The organism is Tamlana sedimenti (genome assembly GCF_038148895.1).
Lineage (GTDB): Bacteria > Bacteroidota > Bacteroidia > Flavobacteriales > Flavobacteriaceae > Tamlana.
In genome coordinates this window covers 648,630-667,759 of record NZ_JBBVGQ010000001.1, presented here as the reverse complement: position 1 = coordinate 667,759, position 19,130 = coordinate 648,630, and the positions used below count along the sequence as shown (strand labels likewise).

At 36.9% G+C, this 19,130-nt stretch carries 14 protein-coding genes; 6 read left to right on the top strand and 8 right to left on the bottom strand.

Annotated features, from left to right (window positions below):
* The first annotated feature begins 124 nt into the window (after positions 1 to 124).
* Positions 125 to 790: a DUF2202 domain-containing protein gene (locus tag WJN01_RS02905; RefSeq protein WP_445195656.1), complete on the top strand. Its 666-nt coding sequence runs from the start codon at positions 125 to 127 to the stop codon at positions 788 to 790.
* A 221-nt stretch (positions 791 to 1,011) separates the two neighbouring features.
* Here the strand turns inward: WJN01_RS02905 and WJN01_RS02900 are convergent, their stop codons facing one another.
* Complete coding sequence (locus WJN01_RS02900; RefSeq protein ID WP_445195655.1) at positions 1,012 to 1,443, bottom strand: TerB family tellurite resistance protein; 432 nt, start codon at positions 1,441 to 1,443, stop codon at positions 1,012 to 1,014.
* A gap of 167 nt (positions 1,444 to 1,610) precedes the next feature.
* Positions 1,611 to 2,711, bottom strand: a complete 1,101-nt coding sequence (dinB, locus tag WJN01_RS02895) for a DNA polymerase IV (protein WP_445195654.1) — start codon at positions 2,709 to 2,711, stop codon at positions 1,611 to 1,613.
* Between the two features lie 77 nt (positions 2,712 to 2,788).
* On the opposite strand from dinB, the gene WJN01_RS02890 reads away from it, so the two are divergent.
* From WJN01_RS02890 to WJN01_RS02880, 3 genes are read left to right on the top strand one after another with little or no spacing between them, the layout of a single operon-like run.
* Positions 2,789 to 3,256: a CYTH domain-containing protein gene (locus WJN01_RS02890; RefSeq protein ID WP_445195653.1), complete on the top strand. Its 468-nt coding sequence runs from the start codon at positions 2,789 to 2,791 to the stop codon at positions 3,254 to 3,256.
* Between the two features lie 17 nt (positions 3,257 to 3,273).
* The gene (locus WJN01_RS02885) at positions 3,274 to 3,825 is read left to right on the top strand and encodes a YciI family protein (protein ID WP_445195652.1); all 552 of its coding nucleotides are present in this window, start codon (positions 3,274 to 3,276) and stop codon (positions 3,823 to 3,825) included.
* Complete coding sequence (locus tag WJN01_RS02880) at positions 3,826 to 4,701, top strand: endonuclease/exonuclease/phosphatase family protein (protein WP_445195651.1); 876 nt, start codon at positions 3,826 to 3,828, stop codon at positions 4,699 to 4,701. It begins immediately after the preceding gene.
* 2 nt (positions 4,702 to 4,703) lie between these two features.
* On the opposite strand, the gene pbpC is transcribed toward WJN01_RS02880, so the two are convergent.
* From pbpC to WJN01_RS02855, 5 genes are all read right to left on the bottom strand, one after another.
* Entirely contained in the window at positions 4,704 to 7,055 is a 2,352-nt protein-coding gene (gene pbpC / locus WJN01_RS02875; RefSeq protein ID WP_445195650.1) for a penicillin-binding protein 1C, read from the bottom strand.
* Positions 7,052 to 7,363, bottom strand: coding sequence for an antibiotic biosynthesis monooxygenase family protein (locus WJN01_RS02870; protein WP_445195649.1), 312 nt, complete (start codon positions 7,361 to 7,363; stop codon positions 7,052 to 7,054). The genes pbpC and WJN01_RS02870 overlap by 4 nt, the downstream gene beginning before the upstream one ends.
* The gene (locus tag WJN01_RS02865) at positions 7,360 to 8,082 is read right to left on the bottom strand and encodes a YqjF family protein (protein WP_445195648.1); all 723 of its coding nucleotides are present in this window, start codon (positions 8,080 to 8,082) and stop codon (positions 7,360 to 7,362) included. The genes WJN01_RS02870 and WJN01_RS02865 overlap by 4 nt, the downstream gene beginning before the upstream one ends.
* A gap of 4 nt (positions 8,083 to 8,086) precedes the next feature.
* Complete coding sequence (locus WJN01_RS02860; RefSeq protein ID WP_445195647.1) at positions 8,087 to 13,651, bottom strand: alpha-2-macroglobulin family protein; 5,565 nt, start codon at positions 13,649 to 13,651, stop codon at positions 8,087 to 8,089.
* A 123-nt stretch (positions 13,652 to 13,774) separates the two neighbouring features.
* Positions 13,775 to 14,806, bottom strand: a complete 1,032-nt coding sequence (locus WJN01_RS02855) for an isoaspartyl peptidase/L-asparaginase family protein (RefSeq protein WP_445195646.1) — start codon at positions 14,804 to 14,806, stop codon at positions 13,775 to 13,777.
* A 122-nt stretch (positions 14,807 to 14,928) separates the two neighbouring features.
* Between WJN01_RS02855 and amaB the strand changes: the two genes are divergently transcribed.
* On the top strand, positions 14,929 to 16,482 hold the full coding sequence (amaB, locus tag WJN01_RS02850; protein ID WP_445195645.1) for an L-piperidine-6-carboxylate dehydrogenase: 1,554 nt from the start codon (positions 14,929 to 14,931) through the stop codon (positions 16,480 to 16,482).
* Between the two features lie 162 nt (positions 16,483 to 16,644).
* Here the strand turns inward: amaB and WJN01_RS02845 are convergent, their stop codons facing one another.
* A complete protein-coding gene (locus tag WJN01_RS02845; protein WP_445196289.1) occupies positions 16,645 to 17,778 on the bottom strand; it encodes an ATP-binding protein in 1,134 nt (377 codons plus the stop codon).
* Positions 17,779 to 17,970: 192 nt separating this feature from the next.
* On the opposite strand from WJN01_RS02845, the gene WJN01_RS02840 reads away from it, so the two are divergent.
* Positions 17,971 to 19,080, top strand: coding sequence for a DUF4382 domain-containing protein (locus tag WJN01_RS02840; RefSeq protein ID WP_445195644.1), 1,110 nt, complete (start codon positions 17,971 to 17,973; stop codon positions 19,078 to 19,080).
* Positions 19,081 to 19,130: the final 50 nt, after the last annotated feature.

The window sequence follows — 19,130 nt, the reverse complement described above, 5'->3', positions numbered from 1 at the left end:
GACAATTACCATTATTTTAGGTGACATTTATCACATAAAACAAGATGTTTTCATGTGTAACTTAAGTAGCCCAATAGATTGTTTTTATTCTCTAATTTTAGATAAAATTTAAAATAAGAAAAAGATGAAAACGAAACATTTAAACTCCGTAATTACGGCCATTATACTTGCCCTTTCATTCTCTTTTTTATATGCATGTAATGAAGAGGACAGTATTAATGAGCTTAATGAAAACAGTATTAATGAGCTTAACGATAACCTTAACGCACAAGAGTTAAACGATTCTGACAAAGAGGCATTGCTTTTTATGCTTGAGGAAGAAAAATTGGCTAGGGATACTTATGTGTTTTTAGACAATTTATGGTCTATTAACCAGTTTGCCAATATAAAGAATAGTGAACAATCGCATATGGATGCTGTTGAAAGCCTCTTGGTGCAATATGGTATAGACTATAAAATATTACCAGCAGGTCAATTTACCGATAAGACTTTACAAGATTTTTATGACCAATTTATCAGCGATGGTTCAAAAAGTGCCGCCGATGCTCTACAGATTGGAGCGACTATTGAAGATTTAGATATTGTAGATTTACAAGAGTACATAGATGCGACTTCAAACACCAGTTTAATAGCTGTTTTTGAAAATTTAAAATGCGGGTCTACTAATCATTTAAGGGCCTTTCTAAAAGGAATTGAAAATTTAGGTGACACTTATACGCCACAATTTTTAAGTGTTGATGTTTATAATTCAATAATCAACGCAACTAATCAAAAATGTGGAAGAGTTTAGCTAATTTACTCGATAATCGAGATTTAAATCACCCCAAGATTGTTTCTATATTATTGATTTTTTCTTTTGAACAATTTGTGGGCTAATTCAAGGTAGTTTACTATCTGTTGTAAGAAAGGATAATGTTTACTGTTGGCATTATCCTTTTTTAATGTTCAAAAATGTCATAAAAAAAGCGCCCAATTTCTTGAGCGCTTGTATTTATTAAAGTTTAATTTGTTTTATTTGTTCATGTTCTTTATTTGGTCAACAAAAGTATCTAAGTCTACTCCGTTATGTACTAAAGTTAAAGCTTTATCAACAATGTATTTTACGTTAACAGCATGAAAACCTAAACCAACTCCTATTTTATTTAAAAGTTTGTGCTCAGGGTCACCCTTAATTTGGTCAACATGTACCATACGTACCAAATCATATAAACGCTCTAAACGTCTGTCGTACGATACCGGAGGGTTAATAGGGTGTGATTTGTAATCCTTCAAGATTTGTTTATAATCCCCTTCGGTAATACCTAGATTGCGTGCTAATCGGTCCAAAAATGCTTGTTCTTCAGGAGTAATAATTCCATCATCCATGGCAACACGAACAATAGCAGCAAAATGGTCTACATTACGCTGTTTAAATCCGCTATCAAATAAATCTGCAAACGACATATCCTTTTGTTTTATTGGTGCTGCAAACGTACATATTTTTTTTAAGAAACTAAATCGAATTTTTGTTTTTTTGGCTGCGATATTACATCTACTTCAGAATAGAAAATTGATTAATGCCTATAAAAGTTTGATCCAAAATGAAACCAAGCGTTGTTTGTAAAAACCTATTAAAATTCAAACTTCAATTGCACACTCACTGCTTTTGTTTTTTCTTGAATCTTTTTAGTTTCTGTGTTTAAATTTGAAATGCTAATACCCAATAAACGTACGGAATTATTGAGCTTGTCTTGATAGAGTAATTCTTTTGCTGTTTCTAAAATAATGCTTTTATCATTAATGAAATAGGGCAAGGTTTTGCTCCGTGTTTGTAATGTAAAATCACTATATTTTATTTTCAGGGTCACTGTTTTTCCAGAAACCTTGCTTTTGTTCAACCTTCTTGATACTTCTTCGGCTATATGTTCTAGTTTTTTAAGCATGAACACCTCGCTTGAAAGATTTTCACTAAAAGTACGTTCGGCAGCCAGACTTTTCCTTATGCGATTTGGTTTTACTTCACTGTTATGAATACCCCGCACAACATGGTAGTAATATCTACCAGATTTACCAAAATTTTCATCAAGGTATTCTAGTGATTTTTGCTTTAAATCCATTCCGGTAAAAATGCCTTTTTGATACATTTTTTCGGCGGTAACTTTACCAACGCCATAAAATTTTCTGATATCCAATTGCTCTAAAAACTCGATGACCTCTTCGGGCTTAACGGTTTTTTGCCCGTCGGGTTTGTTATAATCACTAGCAATTTTAGCAATAAACTTATTTATGGAAATGCCAGCAGATGCCGTTAAGCCAATTTCTGTTAAAATACGTTCTCTTATCTCCTGAGCAATGAGTGAGGCACTTGGGTTGCCCTTTTTATTTTCGGTAACATCTAAATATGCTTCATCAAGTGACAAAGGTTCAACTAAATCGGTATAATCGTAAAAAATAACCCTAATTTTTTTCGAAATTTCAGTATACCTGTCAAAACGGGGTTTTACAAAAATCAAATCCGAGCATAGTTTAGCGGCTAAGTTTCCAGCCATGGCACTTTTTACACCAAATTTTCTGGCTTCGTAACTGGCGGCACTAACCACACCGCGCTTACCGTCGCCACCAACGGCAATGGGTTTGCCCTTAAGCTCAGGATTATCCATTTGTTCCACAGACGCATAAAAAGCATCCATATCAACATGAATAATTTTTCGGATTGGTAAATCAAAAGACATAATGTAAATTTAGGCATTAAAAGCCATTTAATGGTTTACCTTCCCAGCAGGATTAGAAAAATAAATAAACATAACTAATGACAGAAATTGAACGTAAATTCTTAGTAATTTCAGATGCCTATAAATCCGAAGCATTTAGCAAAACAAAGCTTATTCAAGGTTTTTTGAATACGCACAAAGAACGTACTGTTAGGGTAAGAATAAAGGGTGATTCAGGTTTTTTGACGGTGAAAGGTGAGTCGTCCAAAGATGGATTAACACGTTTTGAATGGGAAACGCAAATAACCGCCGAAGATGCTAAAGAACTGTTAAATCTTTGCGAACCAGGCATCATTGATAAAATACGCTATGAAGTAAAGGTTAAAAACCATATTTTTGAGATAGACGAGTTTTTTGGTGAGAATGAAGGTTTGGTAATGGCCGAAATTGAGCTTTCCGGAAAAAACGAAATTTTTGAAAAACCTGATTGGTTGGGTGAAGAAGTAACGGGTAATTTGAAGTATTACAATTCCCAGCTAAGCAAAAAACCTTTTAAATCTTGGTGAAATATAAGCATATACAGATGAAAAAAATAACAACCCTTTTTATTGCAGCACTCGTGGTTTTATCATGCAAGGGTGAGCCAAAAGAAACAAATTTAGATAATATAGATGAGGGTACAGAACTTATCGAAACTTTAAAAGATTCTATAGTTTCGGAAGCCAAAGAGGTAAAAGGACAAATTAAAACTGTAAAGCAAATAAAAGAAGAGCTTACTGCTAAAGGTTTTAAAACGTTCGATTATGTCGATGAAGAAACTAAAGATACTATTTTGATGCAACAGTACTTTATGGCCTTTTTAAAAACAGGACCTATAAGAGGCCAAAATGAAGAGGAAACAGCAGATTTACAAAAGGAGCACCTAGCTCATTTAGGCAAAATGTACGAGTTGGGTTACGCTGATATATCAGGGCCTTTTGGTGATGATGGCGATATTCGAGGAATCACCATTTACAATGTGCCCACTTTAAAAATGGCCGATAGTTTGGCGAATGCCGACCCTATGGTAAAAGCCGGCCGTTTAGAAATTGAAATACACCCTTGGTGGGCGGCAAAAGGTTTTCCCTTAAGATAGATGCTGAAAAAAATCATAAAAGGCATTTACTTTATTTTTAATATTCTAGTAATACTTCTATTATTAGGCATCCATTTTGTTGTTCAAGAAGATAGCTATTGGAGTTCTCTTTATTTTTACATTCTTCCCCTTCCGGTAATTATTTTTATTGTTTTATTATTATCCAGTTTTTTAGTTAAGCTCAGAAAATACAATCTTATTTTGGCGGTTGTATTACTTGTCATTTGGTTAGGCAGAAGTTTTAAAATTCATTTTCCGGATAAAATTAATGACGCTGATGTTGAAATTGTTTTTTGGAATGCCTCACGAGAAAATGGTTTCTCAGAAGCTTTTAATCTTAATGGTGGTATCCCTGACGTGATGGTTTTATCTGAATCCAGTAGTCTTGATCTTTCAGCTTTAAAAAAATCTTATCCTGATTATTATTTTTACAAGTCAAAAGAAGATTTGATGGTTTTTTCCAAAAATCCAATAGAAGATCTAAAGGAGGAATCTTCTAGATTTCGCACCTATATTTTATTTTTTAAAACAATGGGAAAAAATATTTGTGCCATCGATGTTCAAGGCAGTAGCGATGTGCCAAGGTCTTGGGAATTTGAGTTTGTAAATAACCAAATAAAAAATGAACCAAACACCATTATTTTAGGGGATTTTAACGTGCCTTATGAATCTAAATATTTAGATAGTTTGAAAGTTAATTTTAACCACGCCTTTAATAAAAAAGGAAATGGTTTTAGAGAAACTTGGTTCTGGAATTTGCCCTTATTGTCATTGGATCATATTTGGGTGTCAAAGGATTTAAAAATTCTTAAGACTGAAAAAATAGGCACTTTTAAGTCAGATCATAGTATGGTAAAAACAGTTGTTAGGAAATAGGCTTACTCAGATATTTCAATCCAACGCTTGGTTTCATTTCCAAATTCATCAACCGCAGTAATTAAGTGTTTCCCTTTAGTGGGAATAATGGCCAATTCGTGAATGTCTTTGGTGTTCGATATATAAGTTTCATCAACATACCAAAATACAGTGCTGTCGGGTTTCGAATGGGCTATTTTCAGTACTAAATCGTTTGTTGTTCCGTCAAAATCCTTTGGTAAAAAAACGGTGTTGTTTTCTTTGGGGTAGATAAATTCCATGGTAATAGCATTATCGCCCAAACAATCGCTTCTAAATTTTGGCAATGGTTTGTAAAACGGATTTTTGGTTTTGTAATAATAGGCCATTAATGGCGGCAAAACAAACCAATTTTTATTCGTGATATTTGAAATGTTTTCACACGAAGAGTTGACCTGATACATTTCAGTTTTATCTAAATGCACCAGAACATGGTAGGGGCAAGGTTTTGTTTTCAATCCGCTCATTTGAATGAATTTTTCTTCAACATCATCACAATTTGGTGATGCTCTATAACCACTTTTTTTACAAATAGATGCCTCTTGCATTTCATCATAAGGTTTGGAAAACCACTCGCTATTTGGTAAAATATCGAACACATCAAATAAAATAGGCGCAGCAGTTTGTACGCCTACCAAACCTGGTCTGCCTTCACCATCGGCATTTCCAACCCAAACACCAACTACATAATCTTTGGTCGTGCCGATAGCCCAAGCGTCGCGAAAGCCAAAACTGGTGCCCGTTTTCCATGCAATTTGTTTTGAACCATCAAAAAATTCCCAGCTTTCCTCACCTTCAGGCCTGTTTACTTCTTTCAAACTTTCATAAGTTAGATAGATGGAAGCGGCATCAAAAAGGACTTTATCCGAAGTCTTTTTTCCAAAGTCTATAGTTTCCGAAGCCAAAAAAGTAGGTTCGCAAAATTCATTCGAAAAATATTCACTTGAGGTTTCAGAAAAATGATTTAAAGTTGAAGAAAGCGCTGCATAACTTTTGCATAAATCCCACAAATTACTTTCGGCTCCGCCCAAAATAAGCGATAAGCCATAGTGATTAGCATTGTATTTTAAGTCTTTAAGATTTAATGTCTTTAAATAATGATGAAACCTATCCAACCCAAACTCTTGAAGCATTCTTACCGAAGGCACATTTAACGACCGCGATAGCGCCCAACTTGCGGGAACAGCGCCATCATAGGTTTTACTGTAGTTTTCAGGATTGTAATTTCCGAATTGCGTTGGCACATCGGCAACCAAAGTGTTGGGCAGCATGTCGCCAGCATCCAACATGGCAGCGTACAGAAAGGGCTTTAAAATACTGCCTGTGCTTCGGGGTTTATCAATAATATCCACATCTTTTTGGTGCGTTTTATCGGTTGGCGTGTTGCCCACGTAAGTCAAAACTTTTCTGGTTTTTACATCTAAAATTAAAACCGCCGTATTATAAATTTCATTTTGGCTTAATTGATTGTAATGTGTTTTTACAATATGGTTTACACGTTCTTGTAACGGTTTTTTAATGGTGGTTTGAATGTGCTTTCCTCGATGGGTTTGTGCTATTTTTTGTAATAAATGGGGTGCAATTTGAGGTAACGGATAAGGTTTTTGGGGTAGGGGTTCAGCATTGGAAAGATTATAAGTTAAAGTATCTATTAAATCATTTTGAAGCAGTTTTTGAAGCAGTGCATTTCGCTTTTTAAGTAATATTTCATGATTTTTCCCAGGGTAAATAAGTCTTGGGGCATTGGGCAAAACAGCTAAAGTAGCACTTTCTGCCCAAGATAATTGGTTTGCATTCCTATTAAAATATCGCCATGAAGCAGCATCCAATCCAACCACATTGCCACCAAAAGGGGCGTTACTGGCATAGTAAGCCAAGATTTGAGATTTACTTGCACGAAACTCCAAACGGGTTGCTAAAATAAGCTCAATGAGTTTTTCAAAATAGGTGCGTTTTTGGTTTTGTCTGGATAGGCGAATAACTTGCTGTGTTAAGGTGCTTCCGCCACGTTTTACGCCTCCAGATTTTAAATTGTCGCGTAAGGCCTTGAAAATAGAAATAGGATTAAAACCAGGATGTTTATAAAAATAAGCATCCTCAAATTGAATGATACAAGTTTTAAATTTCTCGGGAACACTATCGTTTTGCGGAAATCGCCATTGGCCATCGTCAGCAATTTGGGCACCAAGCAATTGGTTATTGGCACTTGTAATAACTGTTGCAGTAGGTACTTTAAATAGTTGATTTGGCAGGCAAAAATAATAGGCAATTAAAAGCACAAAAATGATTGCCGATTTTATTTTGTTGCGTTTTATGTAGGCTATTATTTTGTTCACAAGGAAAACTCATACTCCCGTTCTACTTTACAAACTTTAACGCTATACCAGCTGTACCAATCTTTTCGACCTTTCTGTTGAGCAATTACATGGTCGCATTGTTGCTTCCAGTTTTTTATAGCTTCTAAGTTCTTCCAATAACTTATGGTGATACCAACCTGATTTCTTGCGCTGTGCATGCCCAGAAAGCCAGATTGTTGTCTCGCCAGAGCTTCCATTTTGTCTGCCATTTCAGGATAACCTTCAATGTTTTCTTTTTGAGTTGAAGTGAAAATTACGGCGTAATATGACTCAAAAGGCTCACTCATGTTCTGTGTCTTATTTTATTCCATGCCAAAACCTGTACCCCATGAGAGTAATGAATTTTATCGGGCTTGTTATTGATTAAATCGCTAAATCTAGGATAATTAACTTCCAATTTTTTTAGATTGATATCTTGCAAAGGCCACTCCAAATGATGCACGTTATATTCTGCAATGTTCTTACTGTAATCTTGAAAAACCACATAGCGTTCGGTTAGCCAATTATCGGTTTTATTTTTGGTTTCTAAGGGGTTCCCCAATTCAAATTCTGCATGAAAGGAATCGTCAAATTCTGTGTTTTTCGATGCGTAGCTAAAGTCTGTTCTTTTCATTTTTGAAAAACGATATGGAAATTTAGATAAGGTTCTTAAAACTTTACAGGAGGAGCGTTTACTGCCTTCCATACTCAAGAAATAAACACCAGGTTTTCCTTTATAAATCACGTAAATACGCAAGTTGATTTCATGAAAATCTGAAACACGTGGAATTTTAAGTATGCTTCGAATGCCAATGTGGTTCATATCGAAAGCCACCAAGCTAACCCATGTTTTTCCATCAATGGTGTCGAGTTCCATACCTTTTGGAAGATGCGGTTTCACCAAATCAGGATTGACTTCCCAATGTAGAAAAATGGTTTTGTTCCATTCCTGATAAAACTTCCACGAGTTTTCTGGGAATTCAAAAGGGCGATGCCCCGATTGTTTCAGTATTTCTTTGGCTTTCATATAGTTAGTTTTCAACAGTTATCCATTGTCCTTTGGTTCTAACAAAATAATCGTTGTCGTACATGGCTTCAGCCTGTACACCATATAAATAATATGTTCCCAAATACGAGGCATTCAGCATCACATTAAAGGTTTTTGTACTGTGCTTTCCTTTTGCTGGTAAATCAAAATAAAAGTTTACTCTGTCGTCCCTAATATCGGTATAATCTGCTAGACTTACAATGGTGTTGCCAAAATTGGTGAATCGGGTATTTACGATTTCCCAGCCCGATGGAAAAATTTGTGTTAAAGCCACATCTTTTGCGGGTTCGTCTTTTAGATTACTTACAGTTACTTTGGCAACAAAGTCCTGACCTTGCTGCAATTTGGAGGCATTTATCTCATTGCCTTTTAGGTCAGTATAACTAACAGAAACACTTAAACCACGCTGCTCATTTATTTCTTCACCAATTGGTAGTTTTCCAGAATTTAAAACGCGCACATAAACCAGATTACCGTTAGCATTTTTTATTGAAATGGAATTATTGCCATCTATAATATTTATATTGCGTTGAGCAATGGCGTTTTTAGTATCAATGGTTTCTTGTTTTCCGTTAATAGAATAATCTACTTTTAAAGCTTTGCCACCATTGGCCTGAACCATTTTTGCCATAGCCAATAGACTGTAGGCTGTGGTTTGAGTGCTCATCCAACGATTGCTCGATAAATCTTTAGCAATGTATTTGGCTAGTTCGCGCAGCTTGGTATTTTTAGTGAGTACCATGGTTTCTAATGCCATAGCACGATTTCTGTCAACCGAGCCATAAGTGTAATAGCTATAGTTTGAAGGCTGAAAATTGATGTTCGCGGTTTTGGAAATAGCATCACTAGCTTCCTTTTGACCCACCAAAGCATAGGCAGCTGCCAATCGCCATTTGGCTTCGTTGGAAATTTCTGAAAACTCTCGTAATCTATTCATCGCTGCCAAATCGGGTTTTCCAGCCAAAGCCAAAGTGTACAGTCTGTAAGCTTGTGCCAAGTCAGAATTATAAGCTCTATAGCTTGGTCGCCAATCTCTAGCAGCTTGTTTTTGGTAGGCTATCCAGTTACTTTTAAATGTTAATGGAAGCACAAATCCTTTCTTTTCAGCTTCAAGCATAAAATGACCTGCGTAACTGGTACCCCAATCATTGGCTGAACTTTGCCCCATCCAATAACTCAAACCTCCATTGGGTTGCTGAAAATGAGCCAAGTGTTTGATGCCATCTTCAATATTAGACTGAATCTGTTGTTTTTTATCTGAATTTAAATCAAAAATATCACTCAAAAACAACTGCGGAAATACACTTGATGTGGTTTGTTCTACACATCCATGCGGATATTGAATTAGGTATTGTAACCTTCGTGAAAAATCCATGGGTGGCAAGGTTGAAAATTCTATGGTTGCGGTATTGGTTCCAGAAACTCCAAAAGTTGAGAATTCAATGGTTTCGGAAGCATTTTCAGTAAGCGTTTTATCTATGGATTTTGAAGTTATCGGGTTTGGGTTTACAACGTCCAACTCCACTTTATAAGTCGATTTTTCACCATTCCCATAGGCAATGACTTCAACGGTATTGATGCCTTTTGCTTTGCTAACATCCAATTCAAAATACGCCATTTGCTCATCGGGTTTGTCAAAGGTTAGGGCTTTGTTGCTTTCGCCAACCACTGAAATACCATTACTCAATTTTAAGCTGATGTTCACATTTTTCACTTTAGGCTCCATAGCAAAAACGGTAACGGGTAGCGTTACTTTTTCACCCGGGCTTAATTTCCGCGGAAGCGATGCCAAGACCATCAAAGGCTTTTTAACCTGAACCGATTTATCGGTACTTCCATAGGCTTGGGTTTTGACATTTCCAGCCACAACCATGGTACGCACCGCGCCAATATAATTGGGCATTTTTATGCTATGGGTAACGGTTTTTCCTGCGTCTAAAGTAAACGGTCCCAAATAGGTAACAACGGGTTTAAATCGGTTGGCCTTTTTGTTTTTCCCTGCCAAAGCACTGCCATCACCACCAATGGCAAACACTTGGTCTATGCTGCCTGAATAAGCGCCGATAACATCGTCAAATACATCCCAGGTTTTTACGCCCAAAGCTTCACGTTTGTAAAATTCGTCCCAAGCATTTGGGGTTTTAAATCGGGTTAAATCGAGTAAACCTTCCTCAACCACAGCGATGGTATAGGTCATGGGTTTATTGTTTTTTTCGGAAACCTGTACCTCAAAGGTTTGTTCTGGTTTTAATACATCGGGCATTTTTAGTTCTGGATGTAGCTTGGTATTGGGGTCTTCAACCAGGATGGGGATAACGCCATACAAGCGAATGGGCAAATCGTTTTCTGTAACCGCATGCGGTTGCAACAATGAAATATTAATGAACACATTTGGTGCCATTACAGAGGTTATCGGAATGCCCACACTGGTTTCACCTTTGGTGGTTTTAACCCATTTGTAATCCAGCACTTCGCTACCATTTTCAATGCTTACCAAAGCACGACCTTCGCTGCCCGATTGGAATTTTATTTTAGCGGTTTCACCTACATTATATTGTTCTTTGTCAGCAGAAAATACCAACATTTTGGCGGCTTCTTTATCACCTGCTGGCGTGTACCAATTTTTATAGAAATAGGCTGTTTTTCCCGTAGCATGACCGCTTGTTGGGTCTACAACCCTGATTAAATATCTGCCACGTTCATGGTTTGGAATTTTTAAATTGAAGCTTCCTTTTCCGTTGGCATCAGTAGAAACTTTGGTGTCTAAAAACGGCCTGTGGTAAGTGCTGGATACGTAACTGGATAGGTTGTCGTAAGAGGAATTCCACCACCAACGCCATTCAATTTTATACACTTTAACCTCTAGGTTGTTACGCTTTATGGGCTTTCCAAAGACATCAACGGTAACCACATCAAAGGTTTGGTTTTCATCTGTGAACAAAGAGCCATAATCATTTCCTTTTGGGGATTTCAACCCAACAAAAGTATCGTAAGGCGCATATTTTTTGGTTAAGGCATCCATGGAGAAGTCACCACCATTTTCAAATGCACGTAACAAAAACTGCACATTCAACATGCCTGGAGCATTTTTACCAACAGATAGTTTTGTATTGATGTTGGCCATTCCGTTTTCATCTACGTTGCCTTCAAATACATTAATTTCTTCGGTGTTGTAGGTTCTTGTAGGGTCAATAAAGGTGTAATCCTTAAAGTTTTCAAACCCTGAATATGTAGTGCTGAATTTCGCCTTTACTTCAGCTTTCAAGTTTTTTCCGGGCGTTCCGTGAAGCCAATTTACCACCAACGTTCCACTTAAAGGGGCTTTATTGGTCAACACCTCGTCTTTAAAATCTACTTTAATTTTAAGGCGGTTGGGCTTAACCGTTTCAATTTTTAGGCCTTTGTAGAAGGTGGCGCCACCAACCGAAACTTTTGCGTTGTAATTTCCTGTTTTGTCTTCTGTGGCTGTTGGTACAGTGAATTTGTAAAAGTTGTTAAGATTATTGGCAGATACGTTTTTGTAAACCAATTTACCATTGGGGTCTGTAATTTCCATTTTTATGGGATGGCCTTTGGGCAACGGATTTGCAAAATCATTGAGCATAAAAGTAAGATGCAAAGTGTCTCCAGGTCGCCAAACACCACGCTCGCCGTAGATGTAACCTTTAAGGCCGCGTTGTGTTTTGTTGCCCGAAACATCAAATTTGCTCAAGGACAGTGAGTTGGCTTCGGCCAATTTTACGTAAGTGGCATTATTGTCTTTTGAAACGATGGCAAAGGCGGCATTTTTTCCTGAATCAAATAAAGTTAAACCGTCGTTATCGGTATTTCTGCTGGCCAATTCCTGTTGCTGAAAATTATAAAGTTTTACCGTTGCATTGGGCTCGGGGTTTGTGGTTAAAATATCTGTAACCGCAAAATAATACGAACCGTTGTTACCTTGTTTTGCAATAACGCCAAGGTTTGAGGCGATTAAATTTTGGGAAACGATTTTACGTTCGTTATAATACGCATCGTGGCAAGGATTGTCCTCTTCACGCCAATTGTAGCTGTAGTTTTTGTAACGGTACGTCAGGTTGTCCCAATATTCTTCTTCCCTTAAATCTTCGTCTTCGGTGGAGGTTTCGGTGTAATCGCCTTCATAATAATCTTCCTTGTAATAATCGTAGTCTTCGTCTTCTTCCGAAGTATTGTTGGTTGCATTTTCAGCACAGTTGTAAAGCGAATAGTTTTTATTGTAACTCACTTCCACACGATAAATAGCACCGGCATCAGCTTGGAAAAATTTAGATAAATCGATGCTGTAGGCTTTCCATTTACCTGTATTTTCGGCTTCGTTTTGAAGTTGAATGGTTTGTTTTGCAATACGGCGGCCTACTTTTCTGATATCGTAAGCGTTGTTATTGTTCAGATTTCCGTCCTGTAAAAATTGAAGTATGTTGTCTTCAAAAATCTTGATGATTCTAACATCAACGGCTTTGAGATTTACGGCTTCAAAATTGAACTTTAAGTCTTGAGAATTTGGTAAAATGGAGCCATTTCCAATGAGACGAACTTGCGGTTTTAGTTCTTCAAAAGCAATAGTTTCATTAAATGGTTTTTTTAGTTTATAACCTTCGGAATTGGTGATGCCTTGAAATATATCAACCTGAATATTGCCCACTAGTTTAGAGTCTGGGTACACTTTTAAGACATTGCCGTCAACAATATATTTTGGATTTTTAACCTTTTGAATTGTTACCAAACCATCAAAATTTTGTTGTTTTTTCAAAGCATCGGAAAAGTTGATAGACAGGTGTTGTTCTGGCGATTGAATAACGTCAACATTAACAATGGTAAAGTTGTTTATGCCTGGAATGTTGATGGTGCTTTCGCCTTCATTTTCAGCTTTTATAGGTTTTCCGTTCCATTTTACGGTAATTTGGCTGTCGTCAATTTTCCGGTTAATGCTGTCAATTTTGAATTCGAAAATTTTAGCTTTTTCATTGTATTCGTTAAAAACTATGGATAGTTTTTTTTCATCTTGTGACGCTTCAACCAATTTTTTGGCGTTTTCCAAAGATATCACATCCGAAGAACGCATAACCGCCGTTACGTACTGCCAATTTTTGCTGTAAGACTGCAAATTATTGGTAACAATGGTGAAACCTGGGGTTATGGTTTTAAACTGAAAGGTGTAGGTTTCATAGCCCTTTTCAACAGTTTTGTAAATGTCATCGAGCTTAACATCAACAGTGTACTCAGTGCCAGGTTCTAAATCTTCATCGGGCGTAAAAATTAAGGTGTGCGCATTGGCTACTGATAATTTTCCCTGAACATGAGGTGTAATTTTTACAACATCATAATTAACTACATCGCCCATTTTCCACTCATTAACCTCTTTTGCCAAATTAACTTGAATAGGTTCTGCAACCGAAACCCAACCAGCCGTGGTATAGCTGATGTATTCTTTAAATTTAAAAATATTATCGGTTTCTACTACTTTCTTTTTACAGGAAAAGACTAACGAAACGACGAATGCTAAAACGAGGCATTTTTTGAATGACATAGATTGATGAATTAAATTGAAAATGAACTGATGAGTTAGTGTAGGCGGTTTCTCGTTAATAAATGTACGTTGAACTTTTTAAGTTTAGACGGCAACGTTTTGTTAATTTGTTCTTAAAATCGTTTAATCTGTAAACATCCCAATATATAAATCACCTTTATCGTTCATAGTTGCTCTGAACATGCCAGCAGTATTAAACTCCATTACCATATTTCCAAGTTTGTCTATGGCAATTACGCCTCCATCACCTTGACCATCATCAATACTAGGTAATTTATTTTGAATCACTTCTTTTGCAGCTTCGGCCAACGATAAATTTTTGTACTCCATTAAAGCAGAAATATCGTGGGCTACCATCGCACGAATAAGATACTCGCCCCAACCTGTAGACGAAACGGCGCAAGTGTTATTATTTGCATAAGTTCCCGCTCCGATAATAGGTGAATCGCCTATGCGTCCCCAACGTTTGTTGGTCATGCCACCCGTTGAAGTTCCCGCAGCCAAATTTCCCAGTTTATCCAACGCTACACAGCCAACAGTACCAAATTTGCTGTCATTTATATTAGTGTTATAATAGGTGTTTACTTGAGCCTGTTTTGCACGTTGAAGCGCATTAAAGCTTTTTTCGGTGTAAAAATATTTAGGGTCAACAATAGTTAAACCTTGCTCTTCAGCAAATTGTTCGGCGCCACTTCCAGAAAACATGACATGAGGTGAATGTTCCATAATAGTTCTGGCCAAACTTATGGGGTTTTTTACTGTTTTTGTTCCGGCCGAAGCACCTGCGTTCAACGTTTTTCCGTCCATAATGGAAGCATCGTGTTCGTTGGTTTCGGCGTTTGTAAATACAGCCCCTTTCCCGGCATTAAATAAGGGTGAATCTTCCAATACATTAATGGTTTTTTCAACGGCATCAATACTGCTTCCACCATTTTTTAGAATATTGTAACCAACTCGAATAGCTTCTTCCAATTTCGATTTGTAAATAGCCTCATTCTCTTGCGACATATGTTCTCTTAAAATAGTGCCGGCGCCGCCATGAATTACAATCGAAAATTCTGCTTTTTGATTGGGTGCTTTAACAACATTTTCTACTTTCTTTTTGCAAGAAGTGATTGTTAAAAAAATAAATAATAGAAAAATGACCTTTTGCATAAATTGATTTCGGTTTATTGCCTCTAAAGTTAATTGATTTGGCGTTGATGAACTTTAATAAAAACAACTTTTTATTAGTATATTCGTAAAAAATTTTAAAATTAATGAAAAATCAATAATTTATGAAAGCAGTAGCGACTGATTTTGGCATAGATAAAGCATTACAAACGTTAGGGATAAAAGCAATAAATGAGGGAACGTCTACAGGTTCAAATTACTTCTCGAATGGAGGTATTATTGAATCCGTTTCCCCGGTTGATGGAAACTTAATTGCAAAGGTGAAAACCACTACAAAGGAAGATTTTGAAACTGTAATGGATGTTGCAACAAAAGCTTTTAAAATATGGAGAAAAGTTCCAGCACCTCAACGTGGCGAAATTGTAAGACAATTTGGTGAAAAACTTCGGGAGAAAAAGGAAGCTTTAGGCAAATTGGTATCCTTTGAAATGGGCAAATCCTATCAAGAAGGTTTGGGCGAGGTTCAGGAAATGATTGATATTTGTGATTTTGCCGTTGGCTTGTCCCGTCAGTTGCACGGGCTGACTATGCACAGCGAACGCCCAGGACACCGTATGTACGAGCAATATCATCCGTTGGGTGTTGTGGGCATCATTTCGGCGTTTAATTTTCCGGTGGCCGTTTGGTCTTGGAATACGGCTTTGGCATGGGTTTGTGGCGATGTTACCGTTTGGAAACCAAGTGAAAAAGTACCGCTTTGTGGCATTGCTTGCCAAAATATTGCTGCCAAAGTTTTTGCTGAAAACAACTTGCCTGAAGGCATTTCATGTTTAATTAACGGCGATTATAAAGTTGGGGAATTTATGACGAAGGATTCCAGAATTCCATTAATTTCGGCAACTGGTTCCATAAGAATGGGGAAAATTGTGGCTCAAGAAGTCGCTTCACGTTTGGGTAAGAGTCTATTGGAATTAGGAGGAAATAACGCGATTATCGTAACCCCAGATGCCGATATTAAAATGACTGTTATTGGTGCAGTTTTTGGTGCCGTTGGCACTGCAGGACAGCGTTGTACTAGTACCCGTCGGTTAATTATTCACGAAAGTATTTATGACAAAGTGAAACAGGCCATTGTTGATGCCTACAAACAATTGCGCATTGGGAATCCGTTGGATGAAAATAACCATGTTGGTCCATTAATCGATAAAGATGCAGTAAGGCTATATCAATGCGCTTTGAAAAAAGTTGTAGCGGAGGGAGGAAATTTAATTGTTAAAGGGGGAGCGCTTTCTGGTGAAGGGTATGAAAGCGGATGTTATGTCAAACCTGCTATTGCAGAGGCTAAACCCGAGTTTGAAATCGTTCAGCACGAAACGTTCGCGCCCGTTTTGTATCTTTTGAAATATTCAGGTGATGTTGAAAATGCTATTGATATTCAGAACAATGTGGTTCAAGGATTGAGTTCGGCCATCATGACTAATAATCTGCGCGAAGCCGAACAATTTTTATCGGTTGCTGGGTCAGATTGCGGTATTGCCAATGTAAATATTGGTACTTCCGGGGCTGAAATTGGCGGAGCCTTTGGTGGGGAAAAGGAAACTGGCGGTGGCCGAGAAAGTGGCAGTGATGCTTGGAAGATTTATATGCGGCGTCAAACCAACACCATCAACTATACAACCGAGCTACCTTTGGCACAAGGTATTAAGTTTGATTTATAAAATCTCACCAAAGATAAATTCAACAAAAAAACCTTGACTCTTTTTTCTATTCGATTTGGAGCACAAGGTTTGATAAAAAGATTAATAGCAGTGCAAAATTACAACTTTTGAGCAAACAGAAAAATTTTAAAGTTAACCTAAGGTTAAATTTATTAACAAATGTTAATTATATTTTACCTTCCTCAAAATTCTAAGGGCTTCTTTATAAAGGTTATACAGTTCGTCGCTATGCGATTTTAGATAAGGCTTTGCTTCATTAAGTTTGTTCAAAGCCTCATGGAACAAGTTTAAATAACATATTAGGTATGTTGATGGAAGGTTTTTTAGGTCTATTTCTTCCCTTGGTGTAAGCGTTAGTTCTTTTTTAAGTTTCTCTAAAATGCTATTGTTGGTGTTGTAAATGTGGTGCAGCACTTTTTTGTCATATTGTGGAGCCTCAAACAATAGTTTGGTATCAATATTATATTGTGCGTTGTCTTCAAATTGAATAACGGTCTTTTCCAAAGGATAATAATGGTAGCGGTCTTGAAGCCCCAGTTTCACATATTCAATAATTTTAAAATTGTCCTCATCAAAATCAATTGAAACTTCATCCAGCGCTGAAAAGAACAGACGTACCTGTTCGTTAACGAGTTCAATATCAACCCGAGAATAAAACACTTCGTCTTTCACCGTTTTTTTTTGCCCAGCCCAACACATTACAAAATACTCTTTAAAAACTTTATACTGGGCGTTATAATCTTTTCGTTTGTTCATAAAGTGAAACACACCATCAAGGGTATGCTCTATATTGTTTTGGGCATTTTTTTCGATAGCCTCAACAATTTTTGAGTTCACATCTTTTATCTCAACATCAAAAATTTTGGGCATGCTCATGCTACCATCTCTAAAAAAAACTGAGCCACCATAGTATTTCCAAATGTTTTTTCTAAGAGATGTTATTTTTTCAGAGGAACGAATGGTAACTAACCCCACAACCTTATCGTCCGGCAAATGAGGAAAAGGAATGTTTTCGTATTGAACAAGAGGCGGATTGGTTAAATAGGCATTAATGAGGTTTTGTATTTTACTGTCGTCAAAAAAGTCGACACCAACAATATTATTGTCTGCGTCTTCAACCCCAATGACTATATATGAGTTGTTTTTTGGGTTACTGTTGGAGAGCGCACAAATGTGCTTTAAAAATTTGGCCTTCCCTTCCTTGTGGGTTATATCTATTTTCCGCTTTTTGTCATAAAAACTATTCTCGTCGTTATGGGCCAAAAGGTGCTTTATAAGTAGGCGTTTGTTAATCATAATAGCAGGGCAAAGGGCGTTTATCCAGAAAGTTTTGTTTTTCAACTATAAAAATACTTAATTCAAATTTAAAATTATAACATTGTTATGCAATTGGGCATCAGTTGCTTACATAAATGTTGGGTTTGCGAATAATCTAAACGCCCCAAAAATGCCGTATATACCTATAAGTCGAATAAAAAACTGCATGCAATGAATATGATTAAAAATTTAAAAATCACTTTATTTTCAATTTTACTGATATCCTTTTTGGGGTGTGAAAATAAAAATGATGAAATGGCAACCAGTGGTGTTCAACCAACAATTACTGTGAAGCTTGTTGATGCTCCTGGTGAATTTAAAGCGGTTAACGTTGAGGTTGTCGATGTCATGATTAAAATGGATGATGATAGCGACAATGAAAATGGTTGGATGTCTCTCGATGCGCAAAACGAAACCGTAAATCTTCTAGATTTTACGGGCGGTATTACCAAAGTACTTGTTGATAAGTTTCCTATCCCTGCCGGAACATTATCACAAATGCGATTGGTGTTGGGTGATGGAAATACAATTGTTATTGAAAACGACCAAGAAGTTGATGAAGAATTCGATTTAAAAACGCCAAGTGCACAGCAATCTGGTTTGAAATTGAAGGTAAACTCGGTTATTGAGCCAGGTTATGCCTATGATTTTATTTTAGATTTTGATGTTGAAAAATCTATTGTTATTGCTGGAAATTCAGGCAATATCATTTTAAAACCTGTGCTTTACGTGAGTACCGAAGCTAATTCAGGCATTATAGAAGGAAGTGTTAGTCCTCAAGATGTTCCAGCAATGGCTTATGTTATTGTTGATGATATGGGGAATGACGACCCAGAGGATGATATTATAATTTCTGCTTATACTGATGAAACTGGAGCTTTTGCTTTATGGGGCGTGCCAGGTGGAACGTATGATGTAATTGTTGAACCGGTTGATGAAGCATCCGATTATGCAAATGGAATTGCCGAAGCCGTGTCCGTAACAAATGGTGAGACCACAATAATTTCTGAACCAATTGAACTACCTTTTAAGCCTAGTTCAATCACTGGAAAAGTGCTTGAATTGCCGGAAGGTGTTTTAGCCACTGCTTCAATAATGGTTGATGGAAACCCTGTAACCGATGAAACTGATGAAACAGGAGTATTCCTTTTAGAGGAAGTTCCAGCCGGAGATTATACACTTACTGTAAGTGCCGAAGGCTACGTTTCCCAAGAAATTAACATTACTGTAACACCAAATGCAGAAACTATAGTGGATGATATTACGCTAGTAGCGGAATAATTCATCTAAAAATAAAAGAATAAAAGGCAGCGCCATATTTGGTGCTGCCT